Origin of the sequence: Streptomyces sp. NPDC058145 (genome assembly GCF_042884245.1) — a bacterium.
Lineage (GTDB): Bacteria > Actinomycetota > Actinomycetes > Streptomycetales > Streptomycetaceae > Streptomyces.
The window spans coordinates 366,820-391,602 of record NZ_JBHVUH010000002.1; the positions used below are offsets into that span (position 1 = coordinate 366,820).

General features: G+C 72.8%; 18 protein-coding genes and 2 pseudogenes. 7 read left to right on the forward strand and 13 right to left on the reverse strand.

Annotation, left to right across the window (positions count from 1 at the left end; genetic code table 11):
- Window positions 1–130 precede the first annotated feature (130 nt).
- Window positions 131–583, forward strand: coding sequence for an ATP-binding protein (locus ACFVVO_RS05745; RefSeq protein WP_390051992.1), 453 nt, complete (start codon window positions 131–133; stop codon window positions 581–583).
- On the opposite strand, the gene ACFVVO_RS05750 is transcribed toward ACFVVO_RS05745, so the two are convergent.
- The 7 genes and pseudogenes from ACFVVO_RS05750 to ACFVVO_RS05780 all read right to left on the reverse strand — a co-directional run.
- Window positions 543–1,988, reverse strand: coding sequence for an amino acid permease (locus ACFVVO_RS05750; protein ID WP_390051994.1), 1,446 nt, complete (start codon window positions 1,986–1,988; stop codon window positions 543–545). The two genes, ACFVVO_RS05745 and ACFVVO_RS05750, sit on opposite strands and share 41 nt — an antisense overlap.
- Window positions 1,989–2,125: 137 nt before the next feature.
- A complete protein-coding gene (argF, locus tag ACFVVO_RS05755; protein ID WP_390051996.1) occupies window positions 2,126–3,133 on the reverse strand; it encodes an ornithine carbamoyltransferase in 1,008 nt (335 codons plus the stop codon).
- A gap of 62 nt (window positions 3,134–3,195) precedes the next feature.
- Entirely contained in the window at window positions 3,196–4,419 is a 1,224-nt protein-coding gene (locus tag ACFVVO_RS05760; protein WP_390051998.1) for an arginine deiminase, read from the reverse strand.
- A gap of 100 nt (window positions 4,420–4,519) precedes the next feature.
- Window positions 4,520–6,673: a RiPP maturation radical SAM C-methyltransferase gene (locus tag ACFVVO_RS05765; RefSeq protein WP_390052000.1), complete on the reverse strand. Its 2,154-nt coding sequence runs from the start codon at window positions 6,671–6,673 to the stop codon at window positions 4,520–4,522.
- Between the two features lie 212 nt (window positions 6,674–6,885).
- Window positions 6,886–9,426, reverse strand: coding sequence for a polynucleotide kinase-phosphatase (locus tag ACFVVO_RS05770; protein WP_390052002.1), 2,541 nt, complete (start codon window positions 9,424–9,426; stop codon window positions 6,886–6,888).
- Window positions 9,423–10,946: a 3' terminal RNA ribose 2'-O-methyltransferase Hen1 gene (locus tag ACFVVO_RS05775; protein WP_390052004.1), complete on the reverse strand. Its 1,524-nt coding sequence runs from the start codon at window positions 10,944–10,946 to the stop codon at window positions 9,423–9,425. Before ACFVVO_RS05775 ends, ACFVVO_RS05770 begins: the two co-directional genes overlap by 4 nt.
- A gap of 192 nt (window positions 10,947–11,138) precedes the next feature.
- Window positions 11,139–11,648: pseudogene (locus ACFVVO_RS05780) on the reverse strand (DUF5753 domain-containing protein); the annotation flags it as partial.
- Window positions 11,649–11,650: 2 nt separating this feature from the next.
- Between ACFVVO_RS05780 and ACFVVO_RS05785 the strand changes: the two are divergent.
- A pseudogene (locus ACFVVO_RS05785) lies at window positions 11,651–11,854 on the forward strand (SAM-dependent methyltransferase); the annotation flags it as partial.
- A 280-nt stretch (window positions 11,855–12,134) separates the two neighbouring features.
- Here ACFVVO_RS05785 and ACFVVO_RS05790 read toward each other — a convergent pair.
- From ACFVVO_RS05790 to ACFVVO_RS05810, 5 genes are all read right to left on the reverse strand, one after another.
- Window positions 12,135–13,058, reverse strand: a complete 924-nt coding sequence (locus tag ACFVVO_RS05790) for an LLM class F420-dependent oxidoreductase (protein ID WP_390052006.1) — start codon at window positions 13,056–13,058, stop codon at window positions 12,135–12,137.
- 114 nt (window positions 13,059–13,172) lie between these two features.
- A complete protein-coding gene (locus ACFVVO_RS05795; protein WP_390052008.1) occupies window positions 13,173–13,658 on the reverse strand; it encodes a DUF6099 family protein in 486 nt (161 codons plus the stop codon).
- Window positions 13,659–13,837: 179 nt separating this feature from the next.
- Complete coding sequence (locus ACFVVO_RS05800; protein ID WP_390052010.1) at window positions 13,838–14,182, reverse strand: nucleotide pyrophosphohydrolase; 345 nt, start codon at window positions 14,180–14,182, stop codon at window positions 13,838–13,840.
- On the reverse strand, window positions 14,179–15,456 hold the full coding sequence (locus ACFVVO_RS05805; RefSeq protein ID WP_390052012.1) for an AAA family ATPase: 1,278 nt from the start codon (window positions 15,454–15,456) through the stop codon (window positions 14,179–14,181). Before ACFVVO_RS05805 ends, ACFVVO_RS05800 begins: the two co-directional genes overlap by 4 nt.
- A 96-nt stretch (window positions 15,457–15,552) precedes the next feature.
- Entirely contained in the window at window positions 15,553–15,942 is a 390-nt protein-coding gene (locus ACFVVO_RS05810; protein WP_390052014.1) for a cell division protein SepF, read from the reverse strand.
- A 269-nt stretch (window positions 15,943–16,211) separates the two neighbouring features.
- Between ACFVVO_RS05810 and ACFVVO_RS05815 the strand changes: the two genes are divergently transcribed.
- The 5 genes from ACFVVO_RS05815 (at window position 16,212) to ACFVVO_RS05835 (ending at window position 24,116) form a co-directional block, all read left to right on the forward strand.
- The gene (locus ACFVVO_RS05815) at window positions 16,212–17,933 is read left to right on the forward strand and encodes a hypothetical protein (protein ID WP_390052016.1); all 1,722 of its coding nucleotides are present in this window, start codon (window positions 16,212–16,214) and stop codon (window positions 17,931–17,933) included.
- A gap of 108 nt (window positions 17,934–18,041) precedes the next feature.
- Window positions 18,042–19,859: a methylmalonyl-CoA mutase family protein gene (locus tag ACFVVO_RS05820; RefSeq protein ID WP_390052018.1), complete on the forward strand. Its 1,818-nt coding sequence runs from the start codon at window positions 18,042–18,044 to the stop codon at window positions 19,857–19,859.
- Window positions 19,859–22,033, forward strand: a complete 2,175-nt coding sequence (scpA, locus tag ACFVVO_RS05825) for a methylmalonyl-CoA mutase (RefSeq protein WP_390052020.1) — start codon at window positions 19,859–19,861, stop codon at window positions 22,031–22,033. Before ACFVVO_RS05820 ends, scpA begins: the two co-directional genes overlap by 1 nt.
- 6 nt (window positions 22,034–22,039) lie before the next feature.
- Window positions 22,040–23,044, forward strand: coding sequence for a methylmalonyl Co-A mutase-associated GTPase MeaB (gene meaB, locus ACFVVO_RS05830; RefSeq protein WP_390052022.1), 1,005 nt, complete (start codon window positions 22,040–22,042; stop codon window positions 23,042–23,044).
- A 598-nt stretch (window positions 23,045–23,642) separates the two neighbouring features.
- A complete protein-coding gene (locus ACFVVO_RS05835) occupies window positions 23,643–24,116 on the forward strand; it encodes a hypothetical protein (RefSeq protein ID WP_390052024.1) in 474 nt (157 codons plus the stop codon).
- Here ACFVVO_RS05835 and ACFVVO_RS05840 read toward each other — a convergent pair.
- The gene (locus ACFVVO_RS05840; protein WP_390052025.1) at window positions 24,070–24,774 is read right to left on the reverse strand and encodes a GNAT family N-acetyltransferase; all 705 of its coding nucleotides are present in this window, start codon (window positions 24,772–24,774) and stop codon (window positions 24,070–24,072) included. The two genes, ACFVVO_RS05835 and ACFVVO_RS05840, sit on opposite strands and share 47 nt — an antisense overlap.
- Window positions 24,775–24,783 lie beyond the last annotated feature (9 nt).

Consider the following 24,783-nt stretch of genomic DNA (forward strand, 5'->3'; position numbering starts at 1 on the left):
GGGCGAGGCGGGGCGTCCATCCGGGTAGGCCGCCGATGGCGGGGCAGAGCGGCCCCGCGCGGTGCCCCTCGACGGTCCTCGTGGCCGGGCCCGTACCATTTCCACGGTTGAAAGCAGGACAGCCTGCTCCATGAACGGACTCGCCTTGTACGAACGCCCCGCCGAATCGGCCTCCTGGCGCATCGCGCTGCCGCACACCACCGCGGCGGTGCCCGTGGCGCGTGCCCTGGTGCGGTCGGCCCTGGCGGAGGTGGAGCACGCGGCCGACAGCGACACCGCCGAGCTGCTGACGGCGGAGCTGGTGGCCAACGCGGTGGAGCACACCGCCGGGGGCGGCCCGATCGAGCTGGTGGTGGAGCTGCGGCCGGGCGGCTGCCAGGTCGAGGTGCACGACCCGGACCCGGCGCCGCCCGGGCATCTCACCCGTCCGGTGATCGAGGAGCCCGACCTCTGGCAGGAGGGCGGGCGCGGGCTGCTGCTGATCCGCGCCCTCAGCTCGTCCTGCGGTCACCGCCCGACCGCTTCGGGCAAGGCGGTGTGGTTCAGACTGCCAGTCGTTCCCGGTCAGCGGCGTCCCGCGTGACCTCGGGGGAAACCTGGGCCAGCGTGGAGTGCCGGCGCCCGTAGGCGGCGTAGACCGCCAGGCCCACCGCGAGGAACACCGCGAACTGGATCCAGGTCCGCCAGCCGGTCTCGTACATCAGGTACAGGCAGAAGCCGACGCCGAGCAGGGGTCCGACCGGGTAGAGCGGCACCCGGAAACTGCGGCTCAGGCCCGGCTCGCGGCGGCGCAGGGCGATCACCGCGATGTTGACGACGGCCATGATCGCGAGCGTGCCGATGGTGCACAGGTTCATCACGGCGTCCAGGGAGGCGAAGGCCGCCGGGACCGCGAAGACGACCGCGACGATCAGCGTGCCGGCCACCGGGGTGGAGGTGCGCGGCGACACCTTCTCGAAGACGCGCGGGATCAGACCGTCCCGGGACATCGACATCAGGATGCGGGTCTGGCCGTACATCACGGCGAGCACGACGGAGGCGATGGCGACGACAGCGCCGAAGGCGATGACACCGCCGCCGATGGCGGAGCCGGTGACCTCGTCGACGACGTACGACAGCGCGGCGGGCCGGCCGGCGACCTGCTTGCCGCCGATGGCGCCGATCGCGGCGACCGCGACCGCGCAGTAGAGCAGGGTGACCAGGCCCATGCAGACGAGGATCGCGACGGGGATGTCCCGGCGCGGGTTCTTCGCCTCCTCACCGGCCGTGGTGATCGCGTCGAAGCCGATGTAGGAGAAGAAGGCGGCGGTGGTGCCCGCGCCTATGCCGCCGAGGCCGGCCGGGGAGAACGGGGTCAGGTTGCCGTGCTTGAAGGCGCTGTAGCCGACGGCGCAGAAGACCAGCAGGACGACGAGCTTCACGGCGGCCATCGCGGCGGTCGCCCGGGCGCTCTCCCGCACCCCGCGCACCAGCAGCACGGACGCCATGGCGATGACGATCACGGCGGGCAGGTTCACGATCCCGCCGTCGCCCGGCCCCGCGGACAGCGCGGCCGGCAGTTGCAGGCCGGTGAGGCTGTGCAGGAGCTCGTTGACGTACTCGCTCCAGCCGACCGCGACCGCCGAGATGGAGACGCCGTACTCCAGCAGCAGGCACCAGCCGACCAGGAAGGCGGTGGACTCGCCGAGGCCCGCGTAGGCGAAGGAGTACGAGGAGCCGGAGACCGGGATCGCGCCGCCCAGCTCGGCGAAGGAGAGCGCGGTGAAGACGCAGGTGATCGCGGCGAGGACGAAGGAGATGACGACGGCGGGGCCGGCCTGGGCGACGGAGTCGGAGAGGCCGACGAAGATGCCGGTGCCGACGATGGCTCCGACGCCGAAGCAGATGAGCTGGAAGAGGCCCATCGTGCGCTTGAGGCCGTGGCCCTCGCGGTCGGCGCCGGACTCGGCGACGAGCAGCCGCGGGGACTTGATGCGGTGAGCGGGCATGGGGGGTGGTGCTCGTTTCTGGTGGTGCGGGCGCCCCGGTGGGGGCGCGGCGGCGGCCGGGAGGGGGTGGTCCGGGCCGCCGTTCAGGATAGGGCCTGGTGAAGCGGATGAGGCAAAGGTCCGCGCGGGGCGGCGGGTCAGGCGAGGGTCGCGACCAGGATCGCCTTGATGCTGTGCAGCCGGTTCTCCGCCTCGTCGAAGACCACCGAGTGGGCGGACTCGAACACCTCGTCGGTCACCTCCAGCGAGGTCAGACCGTGGGTCTCGAAGATCTCCTGGCCGACCTTGGTGCCGAGGTCGTGGAAGGCGGGCAGGCAGTGCAGGAACTTCACGTCCGGGTCGCCGGTGGCGCGCAGGACGTCCATGGTCACGGCGTAGGGGCCGAGGGCGGCGATCCGCTCGTCCCAGACCTCCTTGGGCTCGCCCATGGAGACCCAGACGTCGGTCGCGACGAAGCCGGCGCCCGCGACGCCCTCGGCGATCTCCTCGGTGAGGGTGATCCGGGCGCCGCTGGACTCGGCCAGCTCGCGGGCCCGGTCGACGATCTCCTGGGCGGGCCAGTAGGACTTCGGGGCGACGATCCGTACGTCCATGCCGAGCAGGGCGCCGGTGACCAGGTAGGAGTTGCCCATGTTGAAGCGGGCGTCGCCGAGGTAGGCGAAGGCGGTCTCCCGCAGCGGCCGGGTGCTGTGCTCGGCCATGGTGAGCGCGTCGGCCAGCATCTGGGTGGGGTGCCAGTCGTCGGTGAGCCCGTTGTAGACGGGCACACCGGCGTACGCGGCCAGCTCCTCGACCTTGTCCTGGCTGTCACCCCGGTACTCGATCGCGTCGAACATCCGGCCGAGGACACGGGCGGTGTCCTTCACGGACTCCTTGTGCCCGATCTGCGAGCCGGCCGGGTCGAGGTACGTCGTGGTGGCGCCCTGGTCGGCGGCGGCGACCTCGAACGCGCAGCGGGTGCGCGTCGAGGTCTTCTCGAAGATCAGCGCGATGTTGCGGCCGCGCAGGTACTGGGTCTCGGTCCCGGCCTTCTTCGCCGCCTTCAGCTCCGCGGCCAGCTCGACCAGGCCGCGGAACTCGGCCTCGGTGAAGTCCAGCTCCTTGAGGAAGTGGCGGCCGGCGAGGGCGGTCGGGACAGTCGCCATGGGGGCGCTCCAGGGGTACGGGTACTCGGGACTGCTGGAAGTCTATACGACCTTCCACATTTCTATACAGGTGCCCGCTCCACAGGACAGCTCATGCACCGCGGTCCGCCCCGGCCGCGCCCCAGCTCGCTGCCCGGGATCTCGATCACCTCGATGCCCTGTTTGCGCAGGTGCGTGTTGGTGGTGGAGTTGCGTTCGTAGGCGATGACGACGCCCGGTTCGACGGCGAGCACGTTGCAGCCGTCGTCCCATTGCTCACGCTCGGCGGCGTGCACGTCCTGGGTGGCGGTGAGCACCCGGATCTCGCCCAGCCCCAGCGCGGCGGCGATGGCGCGGTGCATGTGCTCGGGCGGATGGTCGGTGACCTTGAGCTCCCGCTCCCCGGCGCCCGGCTCGATGGTGTACGAGCGCAGCATGCCGAGCCCGGCGTACTGGGTGAAGGTGTCGCCGTCGACCATGGTCATCACCGTGTCCAGGTGCATGAAGGCCCGCCGCTTGGGCATGTCGAGCGCGACGATGGTGTGCGCGGAGCCCGCGGCGAACAGCTTGTGCGCCAGCATCTCCACCGCCTGCGGGGTGGTGCGCTCGCTCATGCCGATCAGGACGGCGCCGTTGCCGATCACCAGGACGTCGCCGCCCTCGATGGTGGAGGGGTAGTCGGCCTGCCCCCGGGACCACACATGGAACGTTTCGTCACGGAACAGCGGGTGGTGCCGGTAGATCGCCTCGAAGTGCACGGTCTCGCGCTGCCGGGCCGGCCTGCGCATGGCGTTGATGGAGACGCCGTCATAGATCCAGGCCGAGGTGTCCCGGGTGAAGAGGTGGTTGGGCAGCGGGCGGAGCAGGAAGTCGTCCAGGTCCATGACGTGGAAGCGGACGGAGGCGGGCTCCGCGTGACCGTCCAGGAACTCCCGCTTGGTCATGCCGCCGACCAGCGCCTCGGCCAGCTCCCCGGAGACCATCCGGTCGAAGGCGGCACGCAGGTGGCCGGTGGCGAGGGGGCCGTACTCCTTCTCGTCGAAGACGCGGTCCAGGACGAGGGCGCGGGCCTCCGGGATCTCCAGGGTCTCGGTGAGCAGGTCGCCGAAGAGGTGGACGGCGACCCCCCGGTCGCGCAGGACGTCCGCGAATCCGTCGTGCTCGGCGCGCGCCCGGCGCACCCACAGCACGTCGTCGAAGAGCAGGGCGTCCTTGTTGCTGGGGGTGAGCCTTTTGAGCTCGAGGTCGGGCCGGTGCAGGATCACCCGGCGGAGCTGCCCGGCCTCGGAGTGGACGTGGTATGCCATGCCTCCATCCTGGCCACCGGTGCCCGCCTTCACGCTCTTCTCGGCCGTTTCCGCCTCCACCTGTTTTCGTCCCTCGGACGAGAAGGGCGTTCGGGAGCGTTCAGATCGCGGTGCAGGGCACCGGCCAGCGGCCGACGCGCGGGGGAAGGGTCACCGCGCGGCCCTCGGCGACCCGCACCAGCCGCTCGGCGGCGAGCAGGTCGACGGCCGCCCGCTGCACGGGGTCCAGCGCGTCCAGCGGGGTGGGCTCCATGAGGAGGTCGAAGGCGGCGAGGAGGTCGGGGTGGTCGAGGGTGAGCCGGACCGCCGTGCCGGGCTCCCTGCGGTCCATGACGGTGACGAAGCCGGGGCCGCGCCGGTGGTAGAAGGCTCCGGGGACGGGGTCCGCCGGGTCCGCCGGCCCGGTGACCGCGCCGGACTCGGACACGCGGACCGGCTCGCCCCAGGTGGGGAGGCAGACATAGGTGGCGCCGTCGCGGAAGAGCAGGCCCAGGCCGAGCGCGTGGTGGATCCAGTCGTCGAGGGCTCCGGCCGGCACCTCGTGGCCGTCCTCGGCCAGCAGCCGGTGCAGGGCGGGGACGGTACGGCCGTCCTCCAGCCGGCGCAGGGCCCCGGCCCGCCAGCCGGTGAGGCGATGGACGGCGGGCGGCCGGCCGTGCCGTCGGTCGTGCACCAGCAGTTCCGCGCCGTCCTCCTCGAAGAGCAGCCGGGAGTGCGGGTGGCCGGCCCGCCACTCGGCGACCGCCGCCTCGAGCCGCCGCTCGGCCGGGCCCGCGAGCCCCGCGTCCTCGGTGTCGAACAGGTAGACCAGATCGGCGAGTTCGGACTCCGGCAGATCGTAGACGTGCTGGTACATCCCGGCCGGGCGGCGCTTGCCGAAGCCGAGGGCCGGGTCGGTGAAGTGGGGGCTGAAACGCTCGAGCTGGATGCGGTGGGCGCCGCTCGGCGGCTGGAGGTGCACCAGCGCGGGGAGCTGGTCCACGACGGCGTCGTAGTCGGCCGCCGTCTCGCCGGGGAAGCCGTAGAGGAGGTTCCAGGAGCAGGTCAGCGCGTGGTTCTCGCACTCGCGCAGGGTGCGGACGTTGCGGGCGCCGGTGACGCCCTTGTCCATGAGGTCCAGGACCCGGCTGCCCAGGCTCTCGATGCCGGGCTGGATGTGCACCGTGCCGGACTCGCCGAGGAGCCGGAGCTGGGCGGGGGTGAGGTTGGACTTGACCTCGTAGTGCAGCCGCAGGTCCCAGCCGCTGCCGGCGGCCCGGGGCAGGAAGTCGCGGAAGTAGGCCATGTCGATGATGTTGTCGACGGTGACCACGTCGAGGAGGCGGTGGCGGCGGACCAGCCGGGCGGTCTCCGCCCACAGCCGCTCCCCCGGCTTGGCGCGGAACGCCATGGCGGAGCCGTTGAGCCCGCAGAACGTGCAGTGGTGCTTCTCGCCCCACCAGCAGCCCCGGGCGCCCTCGACCACCAGCTTCGGGTGCACGTACTCCCGTACCGGGGAGGCGTCCAGGGCGGTCTGCCACTGGTCGTAGTCGGGCGAGGGGATGTCGGCGGGTGCCACGGTCCGCCGGGTCTCGGGGTTGGCCCGCGACACCGGACCGTCCCACCAGCACAGCCCGGGGACATCGGCCGGCGCGGTGCCCCGGTCGAGGTGGCGCAGCAGGGCCGGGAAGGCGTACTCGCCCTCGCCGCGCACCACGTGGTCGACGAAGGGATGGTTGCGGTGCAGGGCGTGACCCATGGGGCCGTCGCAGTTGCTGCCGCCGAAGACGACCGTCAACCGCGGCCGGTGCCGCTTGAGTTCCCGGGCCAGCGCCAGCGAGGACACGTTCTGCATGAACGTGGTGGTGAAGCCGACGACATCCGGCTCGGCCGCCAGGATCTCCGCCGCGCAGGCGGCGACGAACGCCTCCGCGTACGGGCGCATGGCGACGGCGGTGTCCACGGGGACGTCCCGGGCGGCCGCGTAGTCCCGCAGCCGGGCCAGGCCCCAGGCGGGGTCCTGGTACAGGACGCCGGAGAAGACCCAGTCACCGAGGCCGTGGAAGATCGCGTCGCTGCCGACCGACACGTAGTCGCCCGGCCGCAGCCGGCCCCCGGAGCGCTCCAGCAGGAACTCCGCCCAGCGCAGCGAGCCGTGGAACTCGGTGACCTCGTCGGCCGGGCGGGTCCGCCGCACCAGCCGGTTCAAGAGGCCCAGTTGCAGCGAGGGCAGGTCCAGCGGATGCCAGGGCATCGTGACCAGGTGGACGCGCATGCTCAGCGGGTCGGCCGCTTCTCCAGGATGGCCGGCCGGCGGTCGGTGCTCCGGTCCTCACGGACCACGACCTTCTTGATCTCCACGTCGCCTGCTCCTCCGCATCCCGGCGCGGGGCGGGGCGAACACCCCTGTGCCGCACGGCCGTCCACCATATGGACAGTCGTGTGTGCGGCACAAGGGTGTTCCGTGACGGTCCGTGGACCGTCGGCTCACAAGCGCGGGTCGACCGGCTCCGACTCCAGGGCGAGCACCCCGAACACGGCCTCGTGCACCCGCCACAGCGGCTCGCCGTCCGCGAGCCGGTCCAGCGCCTCCAGGCCGAGGGCGTACTCGCGGATCGCCAGCGACCGCTTGTGGCCCAGGAAGCGGGCGCGCAGGCGGGCCAGGTTGTCGGGGCGCGTGTACTCCGGGCCGTAGATGATCCGCAGGTACTCGCGGCCCCGGCACTTGACGCCGGGCTGCACCAGCCGGCCCTCGCCGTCGCGCACCAGCGCGCCGAGCGGCTTGACGACCATGCCCTCGCCGCCGCGGCCGGTCATCTCCAGCCACCAGTCGACACCGGCGCGGACCGATTCGGCGTCGCCCGTGTCGACGTACAGCCGCCGGGTGGTCTGCAGCAGTCCGGTGCCGTCGTGCTCCACCATGCGGTCGATCAGCGCCAGTTGCCCGTCGTGCGGGAGCGCGGCGAGGCTGCGGCCCTGGACGGCCAGGATCTGGAAGGGCGCGAGACGGACCCCTTCCAGGCCGTCGGTGGTCCAGCAGTAGCGGCGGTAGGCGTCGGTGAACGCGGCCGCGTCCGCGGCCCGCCCGCGCTGGCGGTCCAGCAGCGCGCCCACGTCCGTGCCACGGGTCGCGGCGGCCTCCAGGGCGGCGAGGGCGTCCGGGAACACCGCGCCGGACGCGGCGCCCACCGCGGCGTACTGACTGCGCAGCAGACCCGAGGCCTTCAGCGACCACGGCATGAGCTCGGCGTCCAGCAGCAGCCAGTCCGTGTCGAGTTCGTCCCAGAGGCCGGCCTCCGAGACGGCCGAGCGCAGACGGCCGAGGATCTCCTCGGTCATCTTCGCGTCGTCGAGGAACGGCCGTCCGGTACGGGTGTACACGGCGCCGGTGGGGCCCTCCACACCGAACCTCGCGCCCGCCGCCTCCGCGTCCCGGCACACCAGGGCGACCGCGCGCGAGCCCATGTGCTTCTCCTCGCACACGACCCGCGCGACGCCGTCCGCCGCGTACTGCGCGAACGCCTCGGCCGGGTGCTCCAGGTAGCCGTCGACGTGCGAGGTGGCCGTCGGCGCCATGGTCGGCGGCAGGTACGGCAGCAGGCGCGGGTCGACCGCGAAGCGGCTCATGACCTCCAGGGCCGCGGCCGCGTTGTCCTCGCGGACCGCGACCCGGCCCGAGTGCCGGGTCTCCACCACCCTGCGGCCGTGCACGTCCGCCAGGTCCAGCGGCCGTCCGTCCTGCCCGCCGGGCGCCTCGCTGCGCAGCGGCTTGGCGGGCTCGTACCAGACCCGCTCGGCCGGTACGTCGACCAGCTCGCGCTCCGGCCAGCGCAGCGCGGTCAGCTTGCCGCCGAACACCGCGCCGGTGTCCAGGCAGATGGTGTTGTTCAGCCAGGTCGCCTCCGGCACCGGGGTGTGGCCGTAGACCACGGCGGCCCGGCCGCGGTAGTCCTCCGCCCACGGGTAGCGCACGGGCAGCCCGAACTCGTCGGTCTCGCCGGTGGTGTCGCCGTACAGGGCGTGCGAGCGCACCCGCCCCGAGGTGCGGCCGTGGTACTTCTCGGGCAGACCCGCGTGGCAGACGACCAGCCGGCCGCCGTCGAGGACGTAGTGGCTGACCAGGCCGTCCAGGAAGCGGCGCACCTCCGCCTTGAACTCCTCGCTCTCGCCCGCCATCTGCTCGATGGTCTCGGCGAGCCCGTGGGTGTGCTGGACCTTGCGGCCCTTGAGGTAGCGGCCGTACTTGTTCTCGTGGTTGCCCGGCACGCACAGCGCGTTGCCGGACGAGGCCATCGACATCACCCGGCGCAGCACGCCCGGGGTGTCCGGGCCGCGGTCGACCAGGTCGCCGACGAACACGGCGGTACGGCCCTCGGGGTGCACGCCGTCGGCGTAGCCCAGCTTGGCGAGCAGGGCCTCGAGTTCGGCCGCGCAGCCGTGGATGTCGCCGACGATGTCGAAGGGGCCGGTGAGGTGGGTCAGGTCGTTGAAGCGCCTCTCGGTGACGACGGTGGCGCTCTCGACCTCCTCGGCCCCGCGCAGGACGTGCACCTTGCGGAAGCCCTCACGCTCCAGGTGCCGCAGCGAGCGGCGCAGTTCGCGAATGTGCCGCTGGATGACCCGGCGGGGCATGTCGGCGCGGTCGGTGCGGGCCGCGTTGCGCGCGGCGCACACGTCCTCCGGCACGTCCAGCACGATGGCGATGGGCAGCACGTCGTACTTCTTGGCCAGTTCGACGAGCCGGCGGCGGCTGTCCTGCTGCACGCTGGTGGCGTCGACGACGGTGCGGCGGCCGGCGGCGAGCCGCTTGCCGGCGATGTAGTGCAGCACGTCGAAGGCGTCCCGGGACGCGCTCTGGTCGTTCTCGTCGTCGGAGACGAGGCCGCGGCAGAAGTCCGAGGAGATCACCTCGGTCGGCTTGAAGTGCCGCCGGGCGAAGGTGGACTTGCCGGAGCCGGAGGCGCCGACGAGGACGACGAGGGAGAGGTCGGTGACGGGGAGGACCCGTCCCGTGGGTGTCTCGGTCATGCCGCCTTCGCCTCCTTCTCGGCGTTCTCGTTCACTTCGGTCTTCTCGTTCGCTTCGGCCTTCTCGGCCTTCTCCGTCCTCGCGTGGAAGACGGCCATCTGGGTGGGCGGCCCGACCTCGGGGTCGTCCGGCCCGACGGGGACGAACCCGACCTCGTACCCGTGCCGTCCGGCCACGGTCGCCGCCCAGGCGCGGAACTCCTCGCGGGTCCACTCGAAGCGGTGGTCGCCGTGCCTGACGTGTCCGGCGGGCAGCGTCTCCCAGCGGACGTTGTACTCGACGTTCGGAGTGGTCACGACGACCGTGCGCGGGCGGGCGTGCCCGAACACGGCGTACTCGAGGGCGGGCAGCCGGGGCAGGTCGAGGTGCTCGATCACCTCGCTGAGCACGGCCGCGTCGTAGCCCTTGAGCCGCTTGTCGGTGTAGGCGAGCGAGCCCTGGACGAGGTTCACCCGGGCCGCCTGCCGCTCCCCCATGCGGTCCAGCTTGAGTCGGCGCGAGGCGACGGTCAGGGCCCGCACCGACACGTCGACACCGACGATCTCGGTGAACCGCACGTCCCTGAGCAGCTCCTGCACCAACTGACCCTGCCCGCAGCCCAGGTCGAGGACGCGTGCGGCGCCGGCCTCGCGGAGGGCGGCGAGGATCGCCTCGCGCCGCAGCACGGCGAGCGGGGCCGGCTTCTCCTCGTCCTCGGCCCCGGTGTCCTCCGGGACCGCGTTGTCGATCGCCTCGACCTCGCTGTCGTCGGCCTCGGCCAGCCGCACCAGCTCCAGCCGCTCCATCGCCTGCCGGGTCAGCGACCAGCGCCGGGAGAGGTAGCGGCTGGTGATCAGCTTCTGCTCCGGGTGCGTGGGCAGCCAGCCCTCACCGGCGCGCAGCAGCTTGTCGACCTCGTCGGAGGCGACCCAGTAGTGCTTGGCGTCGTCGAGGACGGGCAGCAGGACGTACAGATGGCGCAGCGCCTCGGCGAGGGTCAGCGCCTCCGACTCCAGGGCGAGCCGGACGTACCGCGAGTCGCCCCACTCCGGGAACTCGGCGTCGAGGGCGACGGGTTCGGCGGTCACCGTCCAGCCCAGCGGCTCGAACAGCTTTCGCACGAGGTCCGGGCCGCCGCGGGCCGGCAGCGCGGGCACCTCGACGCGCAGCGGCAGGGGCGCGGCGGCCCGCTCCGGGCGGGCCTTGCACACGCCCCTGAGGGCGCTGGAGAAGACGCCGCTCAGCGCGACCGCGAGCAGCGAGGAGGCCGCGTAGGGGCGGTCGTTGACGTACTGCGCGAGTGCCGCGTCGGGCGCTCCGCCGCGGCCCCTGCCCTTGCTCCGCCGCACCAGCGCGACCGCGTCGACCTCCAGCATCAGCGCGGCCGTGCAGCGCTCCGCGTCCGCCTGTGGGTAGAACACGTGCGCGGTGCCGTAGGAGGTGGAGAAGGTCTGCGCCTTGTCGGGATGCTTGTGCAGCAGGTACCCGAGGTCGGTGGCCGGGTGGGCGGCATCGCCGCGCGTGGAGATCGTCAGGAACACACGTCCGATTCTCCCCGCTGTCGCACCAGCTCGACCAGTGGTTTTCCGTCAGCCGGCGGCCCGCAGATCTCCGGCCGTCAGCCACGACAGCGGGTGAATGCTCTTCTGATGGGGGAGGCGGATCCTCCATGCGCATGATGCATGACGCCGCAGCGACGTACGCGGGCCACTCACGTTTATGCCGGACAGGCGTCAGCACGAGAGCAACGTTCGTCTTGCTGCACTGACGAGGTTCTGCGCGTCAGCGCCGTACACGGCGGACTCGCGGAGCGTTCTCCAGGTCCGCAGATACGTGTCGACGCTCACCTCGTCGTCGATCCACAACTCCGCGTGCCAGTTCTCGACGATCACCTGGCGGTCGTCGTAGATCCAGAAGGCGGTGGCCGGGGGGATCTTGAGCGAGGCGGACAGCGGGATGATTCCCAGCTCGACGGTGTCCAGACCGATGGCTCCTGCGAGGCGATCAAGCTGGGCCGCGAGCACCGACGGCGGACAGATCAAGGCGTGAAGGGCGGCTTCCCACAGGATGAGGTGGAAGCGCTTCGAGGAGTCGTACAGCGCTTCTTGCCGCTTCATGCGAGACCGGACCGCTTCCTCGGTGTCACGTGGCGATCGCTGTAGCTCCGCGTATCTCGTGAAGATCGACCGGGCGTAGTCCGGAGTCTGGAGAAGTCCGAAGATCATGGAGGACTCCCAGCCGCGGCATCCCCGGCGCTTACGGCCCGCAGGGCATGTACAAGGGAGGCTTCGCGGGCAAGGCGATGTTCGCCTACCGCTACAGCTACCGCCCGGTTGTGTGGGAGCGCCTGCTCATCCGCGCCGGCTTCGTCACGGCCACCGCGCAGATCCTCGACGCACCGCAGCCTGGGCACATCGGGACGCTTCTGGTCCACGCGGTCGCCCCATGACCGTGTTCCCGAGCCCTGGATTGGGCCCGATGCCGCTACCGAAAGTCGGTCGCATACCGGCGAGCGGGATGAACACCCTCGTCGTGTGACCACCGGCGCGGACGAACTGCAGCGCCTACGTGCCATCTTGACGCGGCTTGAGAGCGTGAAGCGGTGCGAGGTGCTCACCGGCTCTTCGTCCCGGAACCTCATCACGTACGCGAGTAGCCCATCGCTCTCCTCGGCCGCCGTCCTGAGAGGGACGGCCCCTCCACCCAGTATGGCCGGAGGGGCCGGCGGGTCAGGACAGCTGGGTCTGGACCTGGGAGGAGATCAGTTCCAGGTGGTCCAGGTCGTGGAGGTCGAGGATCTGGAGGTAGAGGCGGGTGGAGCCGGTCTCGGCGTAGCGGCCGATCCGGTCGACCACCTCGGCCGGGGAGCCGGCCAGGCCGTTGGCCTTCAGCTCGTCCACCTCGCGGCCGATCGCGGCGGCCCGGCGGGCGACCTCCTGATCGTCCCGGCCGACGCACACCACCAGCGCGTTGGAGTAGGTCAGGGCGTCGGCCCCGCGGCCCGCCTCCTCGGCGGCGGCGCGCACCCGGCCGAACTGCCGCTCGCTGTCCTCGACGGAGGCGAACGGGATGTTGAACTCGTCGGCGTAACGGGCGGCCAGGCGCGGGGTGCGGGTGGCGCCGTGGCCGCCGATGAGCACCGGGATCTTCGGCTGGGCGGGCTTGGGCAGCGCGGGCGACTCGGTGAGGTCGTAGTAGGTACCGTGGAAGTCGAAGGTCTCGCCGGTTTTGGTGGCCCACAGCCCGGTGACGATCTCCAGCTGTTCCTCCAGGCGCGCGAACTTCTCCTTGGGGAACGGGATGCCGTACGCCTTGTGCTCCTCCTCGAACCAGCCCGCGCCGAGGCCCAGTTCGACCCGGCCGCCGGACATCTGGTCGACCTGGGCGACCTGGATGGCGAGCACGCCGGGCAGGCGGAAGGTGCCGGCCGTCATCAGGGTGCCCAGGCGGATGCGCTTGGTCTCGCGGGCCAGGCCGGCCAGCGTGATCCAGGCGTCCGTGGGGCCGGGCAGGCCGTCCACGTTACCCATCCGGAGGTAGTGGTCGGAGCGGAAGAACGCGTCGAAGCCAAGATCCTCGGTGGCCTTCGCCACGGTGAGCAAGGTGTCGTACGTGGCCCCCTGCTGGGGCTCGGTGAAGATTCGAAGGTCCATACACCCATCCTGCACGGCCCCGGTCCCGCCGGCCTCATCGGTACCGCCGGGCACGGCCGTCCCGATCAGGTGAATCCCGTGGTCGCGGGCGCGGAGTCGGTACGGCCCGGCTGGTCACACGCCCGACGGGCTGTCCTCCGCGCCCTCGGGTAACACCTCCACCCGGGCGGCCAGTTTGCGCAGCATCTCCAGGACCCGGTCCCGGGACTCGTCCGCCGCGTCGATGGCCTCCATGCACTGCCAGTACGCCGTCTCGTCGGTCGCGGAGCTGGCCATGCCGACCAGCGCCATGCCGACCTCGCCCAGCAGGCCGCCGAGGCAGAGCAGGGTCTGCCGGGCGTCGTCCAGCTCGGTGAGCTGGGCGGCGCGCAGGTCGCCCAGGTCGAGTTCCGGGGCGTCCAGGACGCCGCAGCCCCGGCCCGCCAGTTCGGTCAGGCCCAGCGCCTCGCCCCGCAGCTCCGGCGGGCCGGACACCGCGAGACGGCTGCCGATCGCCTGGGCCAGGGCCTGCGCCTGCCACACCTCGGCCATGATCTCGGGCCGGTCGGTGCCCTGGACCAGGGCCCGCCTGCTCATCCCGATGAGTCGCACCGCATCCATGCGCTGCCCCCGTCCAGTCCGCCGTGCGTCCTCGCGCGCCCGCGTGAACTCCCTTGTTCACTACCCAGAGTGAGGGCGCCTGAGACGTAAAGCCAGAGATGGGCGGGAAATTGTGGACAACAATTCGGATTCGGGGCGCGTCGTGACTCCGCAGAGTGATAGCGGAGGATGGCGCTCCGTCAGTCGGCGGCGTCCGGCCCCGGGGCCGGGAAACGCTCCTCGTTGCGGTCGATCTTGGCGGACAGGGCGGCCAGCGGGTCGACGCCGAGGACCTGGCAGAGCTGGAGGAGATAGGCGAGGACGTCGGCGACCTCGTCCCGGACCCGGTGCGCGGTGCCCGGGTCGTCCATCACCCGGGCCGACTCCTCGGGTGTCAGCCACTGGAAGATCTCGACCAGTTCGGAGGCCTCCACACTGAGCGCGGCCACCAGGTTCTTGGGGGTGTGGTAGGGCCGCCAGTCGCGCGCGGCGGCGAACTCGGCCAGTCTGCGCTGGAGTCCGGCCAGGTCGGGGTGTTCCGTCACGGCCTCAGGTGTACCACGGTGACCCCCTCGGTCCCCACGGCCCAGGAGGCGTCGCTGACGGCTCCGACACAGCGGATGTGGCCCCGGTCGCCCATCCGGGCCGCCGTCCGCAGCAGCGCGCGCCGCTGGGCCGGGTCGAGGCCGCGGTCGAAGCCGTCGGTGAGCACGGTGAGGGTCCGCAGCGCGTCGGGCACCTCGCCGGGTGTGTCCACGGCCAGCACGCCGGGCCCGGTCAGCAGCACCAGCGCGAGCGCGACGTAGCGCAGCTCGCCGTCGCCGAGCCGGGCCAGCTCGGTGCGGAAGCCGTCGCCCCGGTCGAGCAGCGCCCGTACGGTGCCGTCGGCCAGCGGCTCCGGAACCAGGTCGGCCACCGGACCCGCGCAGCCGCCGCGCAGGGCCTCGACAAGCGCCGCGTGCCGGCGGCCGCACTCGGACCGGGTGCGCCACAACACGTCGGCGAGGTTGTCGCAGCCGGGCAGGAGCCGTCCCGATCCGGTGGGGACGGGGGCGCGCATGCACTTGGGGCGCGGGTCGCAGGGGAAGACCGAGCGCAGGGCGACGACCATCTGCTCGGCGGCGGCGAGCACCCGCCGCTGCCCGTCGGTCTTGCCGGCCACCCGCAGCGGCAGCAGCGGGGTGCCGAGCCGGTCGTCGGGCAGCGGGGCGCGGGTCACCGGGGACGCGCCCGCGGTGTGCCAGGCGGCCTGGACGGCCCGGCGGCCCGGGTCACGCAGGGCGGTCTCCAGCAGGACCACTCCGTCCGCCGTCAGCCGTTCGCCCACGATCCGCAGCTCCGGCTCGGCCTGTACGGCGACGTCGAGCCGGACCGGTCCCCCGGCGCCGTCGGCCGTGCAGCCGATCCGGAACCCGCGGCGCCGCTGCGCGTCGGGCCGCGCCCGCTCCGGCACCCAGGCCACCGGCTCCCGGAACACCTCGTCGAGCGGCGCCCCACCGCCGAGCCGGGCGAGCGCCTCGTACGCCGCGAGCGCGGTCGACTTGCCCGATCCGCTGGGCCCGGCGAACAGGGTGACGGCGCCCAGCGGGAACGCGGCCCGCCGGTGCCCGGCGAAGGCGGACAGCCGCAACTCGGTGACGCGGGCGCGCACGTCGAGCGAGCCGAGGGACGGCTCCCCGGTGCCGCCCGCGAACGGCCCGCCCCGCCCCGGCACCCGGGGGGACTCCGGGACGGTGGGCGGCGGACCGAGGGGCTCGGAAGGTGGTTCCAGGGGGCCGGAAGGCGGCGGGAAACCGGTGGACACGGGAGGGACGGCCATATGCGGACGGTAGGCCTCCGCCAGGACGGCGAACCGTTTTGTCCGCCGCACCTTCCTACGATCGGGGGACCACCCGCGCACCGCGCGGCGGCGGCCTCAGCCCTCCGCCATCCCCGCGCCCTCCATCAGCCCGCTGACCTCGGTGCCGGGCGGCGTCAGCAGGAAGACGTTGCGGTCGACCCGGTGCATCCCGCTGCCCAGGCCGAAGACGACACCCGTGCTGAAGTCGAGGACACGTCTGGCGACCTCGCCCTCCGCGCCGGACAGGTCCAGCAGCACCGGCGCCCCGGCCATCAGCGTCTCGGCGACGTCCCGGGCGTCCGCGAAGACGTTGACCCGCAGGACGACGAACCGGCGCCGCGTCTCGGTCTCGGCGTCCGGCAGCGAGCGGTGGCTCACCGCGGACGGCCAGGCGTCCCGGCCCCGCAGCGGCACGACCTGGGCGAGCCCCTCCCACTGTTCATCGGTGACGTCGTAACGGCTCACCGGCTCCACCTGACCTGATTAGCACCCAATGCCTGCACCAGCCAATTCTTACGCCAAGTCACCCGTTCAGCCCAACAGCGACACACTGCGCGACCGCTCATGCGTCCTGTTCCATCCGGCACATGTACGAATAAACCCCCTTCTTACCGCCCTCACACCGGTCTCTTCATGTCGTTCCCCGCCTCGCTCACCAGCCGCCGCTAGCGTCCGGTGCCGTGCACTTGGCAGAAACACAGCAGGTGACACCCGGGCGGTGGACACGGCCGGCGATGTCCACCGCCCCGGGACGTCACACCGACGACCTCCGCGGCCCCGCGCAGTGGCACCGGGTCCTGACCCTGCTCGCCGATGTGAGCCTCTTCATCGGGACCCGGTCACTGTGGTCACAGGCGGCGACCCACAACCTCTTCCTGGTGGCGGTCGTCTCGCTCTGCTACGTCTCGATCCTGGCCGGCGGGATCCTCGCCCTGACGGTCCGCCGGACGCGCTCGCTGGCCCGCCTCGACCTCGTGGTGCTGCTGACCGCCCTCACGCTCACCGCCTGCGCCTGGTCGCTGAACCACGCCGGCGGCGACGAGGCGGTCCTCACCGCCCAGGCCGCGCGGGAACTGGTCGCCGGGCACCCGATGTACGGGCAGCCCTGGCCCTGGCTGTTCCACGGCCCGAACGTCGCGCTGACGCCGACGATAGAGGGGGGTTACGACCTCACGTACGGCTATCCCCCGCTCGCCCCGCTGCTGGCCGCGCCCCTGCTGTGGGTGGGCGGCGGCGGCGCTCCGGCGACGGCGGCGGCGACGATCGCGCTGATCACCGGCGCGGTGCTGCTGTGGCGGCTGCTGCCGGTGCCCTGGCGGTCGGCGGCGACGATGGCGTGCCTCGGCTTCGGCTTCCTGCCGGGGTACGCCCGTTCGGGCTATCCGGCGATCCCGGCCATGGTCCTGCTGATCCCGGTGGTGGTGGGCTGGCCGCGCATCGGCAGGGGCGGCCGGCTCGGCACGCCGGGGATCGCGCGGGCCGTGTGCCTGGGCGCCGCCTGCGCGACCCAGCAACTGCCGTGGTTCGTGGCGCCGTTCCTGCTGGCCGGTATCCACGCGGTGCGCCGCGGCGAACTGGGCGGGCGTGCGGCCACCGCGGTCTGCGCGCGGATCCTCGGGATCGCCGCGACGACATGGCTGCTGGTCAACACCTACTTCATCGTGCACGAGCCGGGACCCTGGCTCGGCGGCATCGCGCTGCCCCTGACGCAGGGCGCGGTGCTGCACGGCCAGGGCCTGGTGGACGTCTCGCTGTACTTCACGCACGGCAGCGACCACCTCGACTGGTACGGACACGCGAGCGCGCTGCTCGCCGCCGCGCTGCTGGCGCTGTACGTGCTGTTCGTACGGCGGCTGGGCCCGGCGGCGACGGTGCTGCCCTGGTGCGCCTTCTACGTGGCGACCCGGTCCCAGGACGGCTACTACCTGATGATGACCCCGCTGTGGCTCGCGGCGGCGGTCACCGTGCCCCTGTCGGACTTCGCGAACGCCTGGCAGCCGCGCCCCCGGTGGCTCGGGGGCCCGCGCCGCCGGCCGGCGCTGGCCGGCGCGGCCGCCCTGCTGGTGCTGCCCGCGCTGGTGAGCGCGGCCCTCGCGGTGACGGGCCGGCCGCCGCTGCGGATGGACGTGACGGCGGCGCGGCGGGCCACGGCGCGGTCGCTGTCCACGCTGAGCCTGCGGGTGACCAACTCCGGGGACACCGCGCTCACCCCGCACTACATGCTCACCACCAGCCATGGGATGAGCAGATACTGGTCCCTGACGCGCGGTCCGGCCACGATCCCCGCGCACACCACGGCGTCCGTCGAACTGCGCGCGCCGTCCGGCAGGTTCGCGCTGCCGGCCACGGCGGACGCGAAGCTCCGCCTGCGCGCCTTCACGGGGGACCCGCAGACGCTCTCCACCCGGGACCTGCGACCGGCCGAACTGGGCCGGTGGGAGCCACCCGAACGGTAGGAAACCGGGCGGCCGGGTCCTGGGGAGGTGCAGGTCACAGCCGCAGAGAGGGAAACGTCACAGCCCTCGCTCTGCTGCCACATGAGGACCCTGCCCTAGCATCCGAGCATGACGGTCCTGCCTGACGACGGGCTCTCACTGGCCGCCGAGTTCCCTGACGCGACACACGAGCAGTGGCACCGCCTGGTCGAGGGTGTGCTGCGCAAGTCGGGCAAGGAAGTCTCGGGCGCGGCAGTTGAGGACACCCTGTCCACGACACTCGAGGACGGGCTGCGCACCCGCCCCCTGTACACCGCGCGCGACGGCGCGCCCGACCCCGGCCTGCCCGGCTTCGCCCCGTATGTGCGCGGCGGCCGCCCCGAGGGCAACACGGCCGGCGGCTGGGACGTACGGCAGCGGCACACGGCGCTCGGCGGCGGTGCCGACGGCGCGGTGCTGGCCGACCTCGAGAACGGCGTCACCTCGCTGTGGCTGGTGCTCGGCGAGGGCGGCATCCCGGTCTCCGAGCTGGGCCGCGCGCTCGACGGGGTCTTCCTCGACCTGGCGCCGGTCGTCCTGGACGCCGGCCGCGACACCGAGGCGGCCGCCGAGGCGCTGCTGCGGCTGTACGAGGAGAAGGGCGTCGACCCCGGGACGGTGCGCGGCAGCCTGGGCGGTGACCCGCTCGGCCACGAGGCCCGCACCGGCACCCCGCTGGACATGGCCCCCTTCGCCGCCCTCGCCGAGCGCTGCGCGGGCACGTACCCCGGCCTGCGCGCGCTGACCGTGGACGCCCTGCCGTACCACGAGGCGGGCGGCTCGGCCGCGCAGGAGCTGGGCGCCTCCCTCGCCACCGGCGTGGCCTACCTGCGGGCGCTGACCGAGGCCGGGCTGCCGGTCGAGGCGGCCTGCGGCCAGGTGGAGTTCCGCTACGCGGCCACCGCCGACCAGTTCCTGACCATCGCCAAGCTGCGCGCGGCGCGCCGGCTGTGGGCGCGGGTCGCCGAGGTGGCCGGGGCGCCGGGCGCGGGCGCGCAGGTCCAGCACGCGGTGACCTCGCCGGTGATGCTGACCCGCCGCGACCCGTGGGTGAACATGCTGCGCGCCACGGTGGCCACGCTGGCCGCCGGGGTCGGCGGCGCCGACTCGGTGACCGTGCTGCCGTTCGACCACGCGCTGGGCCTGCCGGACGCGTTCGCCCGCCGTATCGCGCGCAACACCTCCACGATCCTGCTGGAGGAGTCCCACCTGGCCCGGGTCATCGACCCGGCGGGCGGCTCCTGGTACGTGGAGCGGCTGACCGAGGAACTCGCCCAGGCCGCCTGGGCGTACTTCCGGTCGATCGAGCGGGACGGCGGCCAGGCCGCGGGCCTGCGCTCGGGCCGGATCCGCACGGACCTGGCGACGACCTGGGCGGAGCGCTCCAAGAAGCTCGCCAAGCGGCGCGAACCCATCACCGGCGTCAGCGAGTTCCCGCTGCTCGGCGAGAAGCCGGTGAAGCGCCAACCGGCGCCCGAGCCGCCGTCCGGCGGACTGCCCCGGGTGCGCCGCGACGAGGCGTTCGAGGCCCTGCGGGCCCGCTCCGACGCCCATCTGGCGGCGACCGGCTCCCGGCCCAGGATCTTCCTGGCCGCCCTCGGCTCGGCCGCCGAGTACACCGCGCGCTCGACGTTCGCCGCGAACCTGTTCCAGGCGGGCGGCATCGAGCCGGTCACCGAGGGCGCCTTCGAGGACAGCGGCGCCACCGAGGCCGTGCTGTGCTCCACCGACGCGCTCTACGCCGAACAGGCCGGGCAGGCCGCCGAGTCGCTGCGCGCGGCCGGCGCCCGGCACGTGTTCCTGGCGGGCCGCCCGGCCGAGCACCCGGGCGTCGACTCGTACGTCTTCGCGGGCTGCGACGCCATCGACGTGCTGTCCGCGACCCTCGACCGCATGGGAGTGTCCTGATGGGAATCCCCGACTTCTCCGGCATCGAGCTGGGGACGCCGGCCGTCGACGGCAGCGCCGAGGAGTGGCGTACCGCCGTCAAGCGGGCGACCGGGAGCGAGGAGCCGCTGTGGGAGACCCCGGAGGGCATCGGGGTCAAGCCGCTGTACACCGGCCGTGACCTGGAGGGCCTGGACTTCCTCGGCACGTTCCCGGGCATCGCGCCGTATCTGCGCGGCCCGTACCCGACGATGTACGTCAACCAGCCCTGGACGATCCGCCAGTACGCGGGCTTCTCCACCGCCGCGGAGTCCAACGCGTTCTACCGGCGCAACCTGGCGGCCGGCCAGAAGGGCCTTTCGGTCGCCTTCGACCTGCCCACGCACCGGGGTTACGACAGCGACCACCCGCGGGTGACCGGTGACGTCGGCATGGCGGGCGTGGCCATCGACTCCATCTACGACATGCGGCAGCTCTTCGACGGGATTCCGCTGGACCGGATGACCGTGTCGATGACGATGAACGGCGCGGTGCTGCCGATCCTGGCGCTGTACATCGTGGCGGCGGAGGAGCAGGGCGTACCGCCCGAGAAGCTGGCCGGGACCATTCAGAACGACATTCTGAAGGAGTTCATGGTCCGCAACACCTACATCTATCCGCCGAAGCCGTCGATGCGGATCATCTCCGACATCTTCGCGTACACCTCGCGGCGGATGCCCCGCTACAACTCCATCTCCATCTCCGGGTACCACATCCAGGAGGCCGGTGCGACGGCCGACCTGGAGCTGGCGTACACCCTCGCGGACGGTGTGGAGTACATCCGCGCGGGCCGGGAGGCCGGTCTGGACGTGGACGCGTTCGCGCCCCGGCTGTCGTTCTTCTGGGCGATCGGCATGAACTTCTTCATGGAGGTCGCGAAGCTCAGGGCGGCCCGGCTGCTGTGGGCCAGGCTGGTCTCGCAGTTCGAGCCGAAGAACAGCAAGTCCCTGTCGCTGCGCACCCATTCGCAGACCTCGGGCTGGTCGCTGACCGCGCAGGACGTGTTCAACAACGTCACGCGTACGTGCGTGGAGGCGATGGCGGCGACCCAGGGACACACCCAGTCGCTGCACACCAACGCCCTCGACGAGGCGCTGGCGCTGCCCACCGACTTCTCGGCGCGCATCGCCCGCAACACCCAGCTCCTGATCCAGCAGGAGTCGGGCACCACCCGGGTCATCGACCCGTGGGGCGGCAGCGCGTACGTGGAGCGGCTGACGTACGACCTCGCCCGCAAGGCCTGGGCGCACATCCAGGAGGTGGAGCAGGCGGGCGGCATGGCGCAGGCCATCGACGCCGGCATCCCCAAGCTGCGCGTGGAGGAGGCGGCGGCCCGCACGCAGGCCCGCATCGACTCCGGCCGCCAGCCGGTGATCGGCGTCAACAAGTACCGGGTGGACAGCGACGAGCAGATCGAGGTTCTGAAGGTCGACAACTCCTCGGTGCGCGCCCAGCAGATCGAGAAGCTGCGGCGGCTGCGCGCGGAGCGGGACGAGCAGGCCTGCCGGGACGCGCTGGACGCGCTCACCCGGGCCGCCGACGGCAACGACAACCTGCTGGAGCTGGCCGTGCGCGCGGCCCGCGCCAAGGCGACCGTCGGTGAGATCTCCGACGCCCTGGAGAAGGTGTACGGCCGGCACGCGAGCCAGATCCGTACCATCTCCGGGGTGTACCGCAACGAAGCCGGCGAGTCCCCGTCCGTGGACCGCACCCGTGCCCTGGTGGACGCCTTCGACGAGGCCGAGGGGCGCCGGCCGCGCATCCTGGTCGCCAAGATGGGCCAGGACGGCCACGACCGCGGCCAGAAGGTGATCGCGACCGCCTTCGCCGACCTCGGCTTCGACGTCGACGTCGGCCCGCTGTTCCAGACGCCGGAGGAGGTCGCCCGGCAGGCGGTCGAGGCCGACGTGCACGTGGTCGGGGTGTCCTCGCTGGCCGCCGGTCACCTCACGCTCGTACCGGCGCTGAAGGAGAAGCTCGCCGAGGAGGGCCGCGAGGACATCATGATCGTGGTCGGCGGGGTGATCCCGCCGCAGGACGTGCCGACGCTGCTGGAGATGGGCGCCACGGCCGTGTTCCCGCCCGGGACGGTGATCCCGGACGCGGCCTACGACCTGGTGAAGCGGCTGTCGGCCGACCTCGGCCACGAGCAGTAGCCGCGTATGGCAGCGATCGATCTCGACACGTATGTGAAGGGTGTGCTCGACGGCAGGCGGGCCCTGGTGGCCCGCGCCATCACGCTGGTCGAGTCCACCCGCCCGCAGCACCGGGCGCTGGCGCAGGAGTTGCTCACCGAGCTGCTTCCGCACAGCGGCCGGGCGCGGCGGATCGGCATCAGCGGCGTGCCGGGTGTCGGCAAGTCGACGTTCATCGACGCGTTCGGCACGCTGCTGACCTCGCTGGGACACCGGGTGGCCGTGCTCGCCGTGGACCCCTCCTCCACCCGCACCGGCGGCTCGATCCTGGGTGACAAGACCCGGATGGAGCGGCTCGCGGTCGACCCGGACGCCTTCGTGCGGCCCTCCCCCAGCGCGGGCACGCTGGGCGGGGTCGCGAAGGCCACCCGGGAGTCGATGGTGGTGATGGAGGCCGCCGGGTACGACGTGATCCTGGTGGAGACCGTCGGCGTCGGTCAGTCCGAGACGGCGGTCGCCGACATGGTCGACTCCTTCCTGCTGCTCACCCTGGCCCGCACCGGCGACCAGCTCCAGGGCATCAAGAAGGGCGTCCTGGAACTGGCCGACGTGATCGCCGTCAACAAGGCCGACGGCCCGCACGAGCGGGACGCGCGGGCGGCGGCACGCGAACTGGCCGGTGCGCTGCGGCTGATGCACGGCAAGGACGCGTTCTGGACGCCGCCGGTGCTCAGTTGCAGCGCCCGCGAGTCGACCGGCCTGGACGTGGTCTGGGAGCGGCTGGAGCAGCACCGTACGCTGCTGGACTCCACCGGCCGGCTCGCCGCCAAGCGGCGGGACCAGCAGGTCGACTGGACCTGGTCGATGGTCCGGGACGAGCTGCTGGGCCGGCTGCACGCGGATCCGGCCGTGCGCGAGGCCGCCCCCGCCCTCGAACAGCAGGTCAGGGAAGGCACGTTGACGGCGACCCTGGCGGCGGAGGGCATCCTGCGGGCGTTCGGGGGACGGCGGGACCCGGCGCCGGGGCAGTGACTCACGGCGGCGGGACCGTGTGCTCCACCACCGCGCTCGGGGGCTCCGTACTGATCGACTCTCCCCGTGCGAAGAGCCACCCCCTGGTCCTCGTCCTCGCCGTGTGCGAGGCGTCGACCGCTGCCTGCGAGGCCCCGCCCGGCGGCCACGGCGGCTCTGGCGGCTCCGGCGCGGAGAGCGGCCCGGACAGCTTCACGGCGCTGCCGATGGCCCGTTTCCCCGGACCACGGCGAGGAGCGGCTCCTGAACCGGGCGCGGTGGACCCTCGCCAAGGAGCCCATCACCGGTGAGAGCCAGGTACTGGTCCAGCGGCGCCGCTGACGCCGGTGCCCGTCATCCCGGGTCGCCGGCTCGGTCCGATGTTGTCCGCGGCCGCCCACAGCGCCCCGTACGGCGGCTGGCCGACGGGAACGCCGACACGGTCGGTACCCGCCCGCTCGTCCCACGCCCGCGCCCGCGCCGTGATCGCCGCGGCGACGGCGCTGACGACGGCCGCGTGCGGCCCCCGGTGACGGCGGGTGCGATTCGCGGCTGAGACGGGGCGGCCCGGGTACCCGGGCCCCGACACACAGGTCGCCTACGTGTGGAGGTGTCGACAGTGCGCACCGGACTACTGCGGATCATCGGGGCGGCGACCCTCGCCTACGGGGCCGCGACGGCGTACCGGCCGGGCCTGCTCGCCAGGCCCTGCGGGCTGGTCGACCCGCACGGTGACGTGGACCCGCACACCGCCATGGTGCTGCGCCCCCTGGCGGTGCGGGACGCCGTGAGCGGTGCGGCGATGGTCGTCGCTCCCCGAGGTCCGGCGCTGGTCACGGCCTCCGCCGTGCGCATCGCCTCGGACATCGGGGACGCCGTCCTCTTCGGCACCGCGCTGCCGGGCCGGTTCCGCCGGGCGGGCGCGGTCGTCACCGCCCTGGGCTGGGCCGCCCTGACGACCAGCGCCCTGATCGCTCCACCGGGGCTCGGGCACCGCGCCCTGCGTATGGCAGCGGGGGGCGTCGTGCCCGACGCGCCCGGGACCGTCATGGAGTGCGGAAGCCGCGGAAGGTCACGTGCCCGCGGGACGTGAACCCCAGTCGCTCGTAGAGCGCGATCGCGCCGGTGTTCGCCTCGGCCACGTGCAGGAAGGGACGTTCGCCGCGTTCCACGATGCGGGCGAGGAGCGCGCCGATCAGCCGGACGGCGTGGCCCCGCCCGCGTGCCTCGGGAGCGGTGCAGACGGCGCTGATCTCGGTCCAGCCCGGGGGCCGCAGCCGTTCCCCGGCCATCGCCACCAGCCTGCCGTTGTCGCGGATACCGAGGTAGGTGCCCAGTTCGGGCGTGCGCGGCCGGAACGGTCCCGGGCGGGTCCGCTCGACGAGGCCGAGCATCTCGGGCACGCTGCCCGGGCCCAGTTCGAGCACCTTCGCGTCGGCCTCCGGGCGAGGGGGCGTGGACCGGCCGGTGCCGGACCAGATCATCTGGCGGCCCTCGAGGGTGAAGACCGGCTCCCAGTCCGGCGGCGGAGTGGCCGGGCCGCTGAACATGTCGGCGAGTTCACCGGAACCGAGCAGCCGGGCCAGGTCGGCCCATTCGGCCGGGTCCGGGTCGGCGGACACCGCGCAGAAGGTCGCCACGTCCGGCACATAAGTGGTGGCCCGGCCGAGCCGGCGGGCGAGATGGGCGTGGTGGCCGCGGAGCGACTCGCCCACCGGGTCGTCGAGTGCCACGGCGTCGCGGTTCACCATCGTGCTGTC

Coding starts and splice junctions, on each gene's coding strand:
- ACFVVO_RS05790 (WP_390052006.1), bottom strand. CDS start 13,058: ATGGACCTTCGAATCTTCACCGAGCCCCAGCAGGGGGCCACGTACGAC.
- ACFVVO_RS05840 (WP_390052025.1), bottom strand. CDS start 24,774: ATGGTGAACCGCGACGCCGTGGCACTCGACGACCCGGTGGGCGAGTCG.
- scpA (WP_390052020.1), top strand. CDS start 19,859: ATGGGAATCCCCGACTTCTCCGGCATCGAGCTGGGGACGCCGGCCGTC.
- ACFVVO_RS05760 (WP_390051998.1), bottom strand. CDS start 4,419: ATGGCATACCACGTCCACTCCGAGGCCGGGCAGCTCCGCCGGGTGATC.
- ACFVVO_RS05745 (WP_390051992.1), top strand. CDS start 131: ATGAACGGACTCGCCTTGTACGAACGCCCCGCCGAATCGGCCTCCTGG.
- meaB (WP_390052022.1), top strand. CDS start 22,040: ATGGCAGCGATCGATCTCGACACGTATGTGAAGGGTGTGCTCGACGGC.
- ACFVVO_RS05820 (WP_390052018.1), top strand. CDS start 18,042: ATGACGGTCCTGCCTGACGACGGGCTCTCACTGGCCGCCGAGTTCCCT.
- ACFVVO_RS05765 (WP_390052000.1), bottom strand. CDS start 6,673: ATGCGCGTCCACCTGGTCACGATGCCCTGGCATCCGCTGGACCTGCCC.
- ACFVVO_RS05815 (WP_390052016.1), top strand. CDS start 16,212: ATGTCCACCGCCCCGGGACGTCACACCGACGACCTCCGCGGCCCCGCG.
- ACFVVO_RS05770 (WP_390052002.1), bottom strand. CDS start 9,426: ATGACCGAGACACCCACGGGACGGGTCCTCCCCGTCACCGACCTCTCC.
- argF (WP_390051996.1), bottom strand. CDS start 3,133: ATGGCGACTGTCCCGACCGCCCTCGCCGGCCGCCACTTCCTCAAGGAG.
- ACFVVO_RS05805 (WP_390052012.1), bottom strand. CDS start 15,456: ATGGCCGTCCCTCCCGTGTCCACCGGTTTCCCGCCGCCTTCCGGCCCC.
- ACFVVO_RS05795 (WP_390052008.1), bottom strand. CDS start 13,658: ATGGATGCGGTGCGACTCATCGGGATGAGCAGGCGGGCCCTGGTCCAG.
- ACFVVO_RS05750 (WP_390051994.1), bottom strand. CDS start 1,988: ATGCCCGCTCACCGCATCAAGTCCCCGCGGCTGCTCGTCGCCGAGTCC.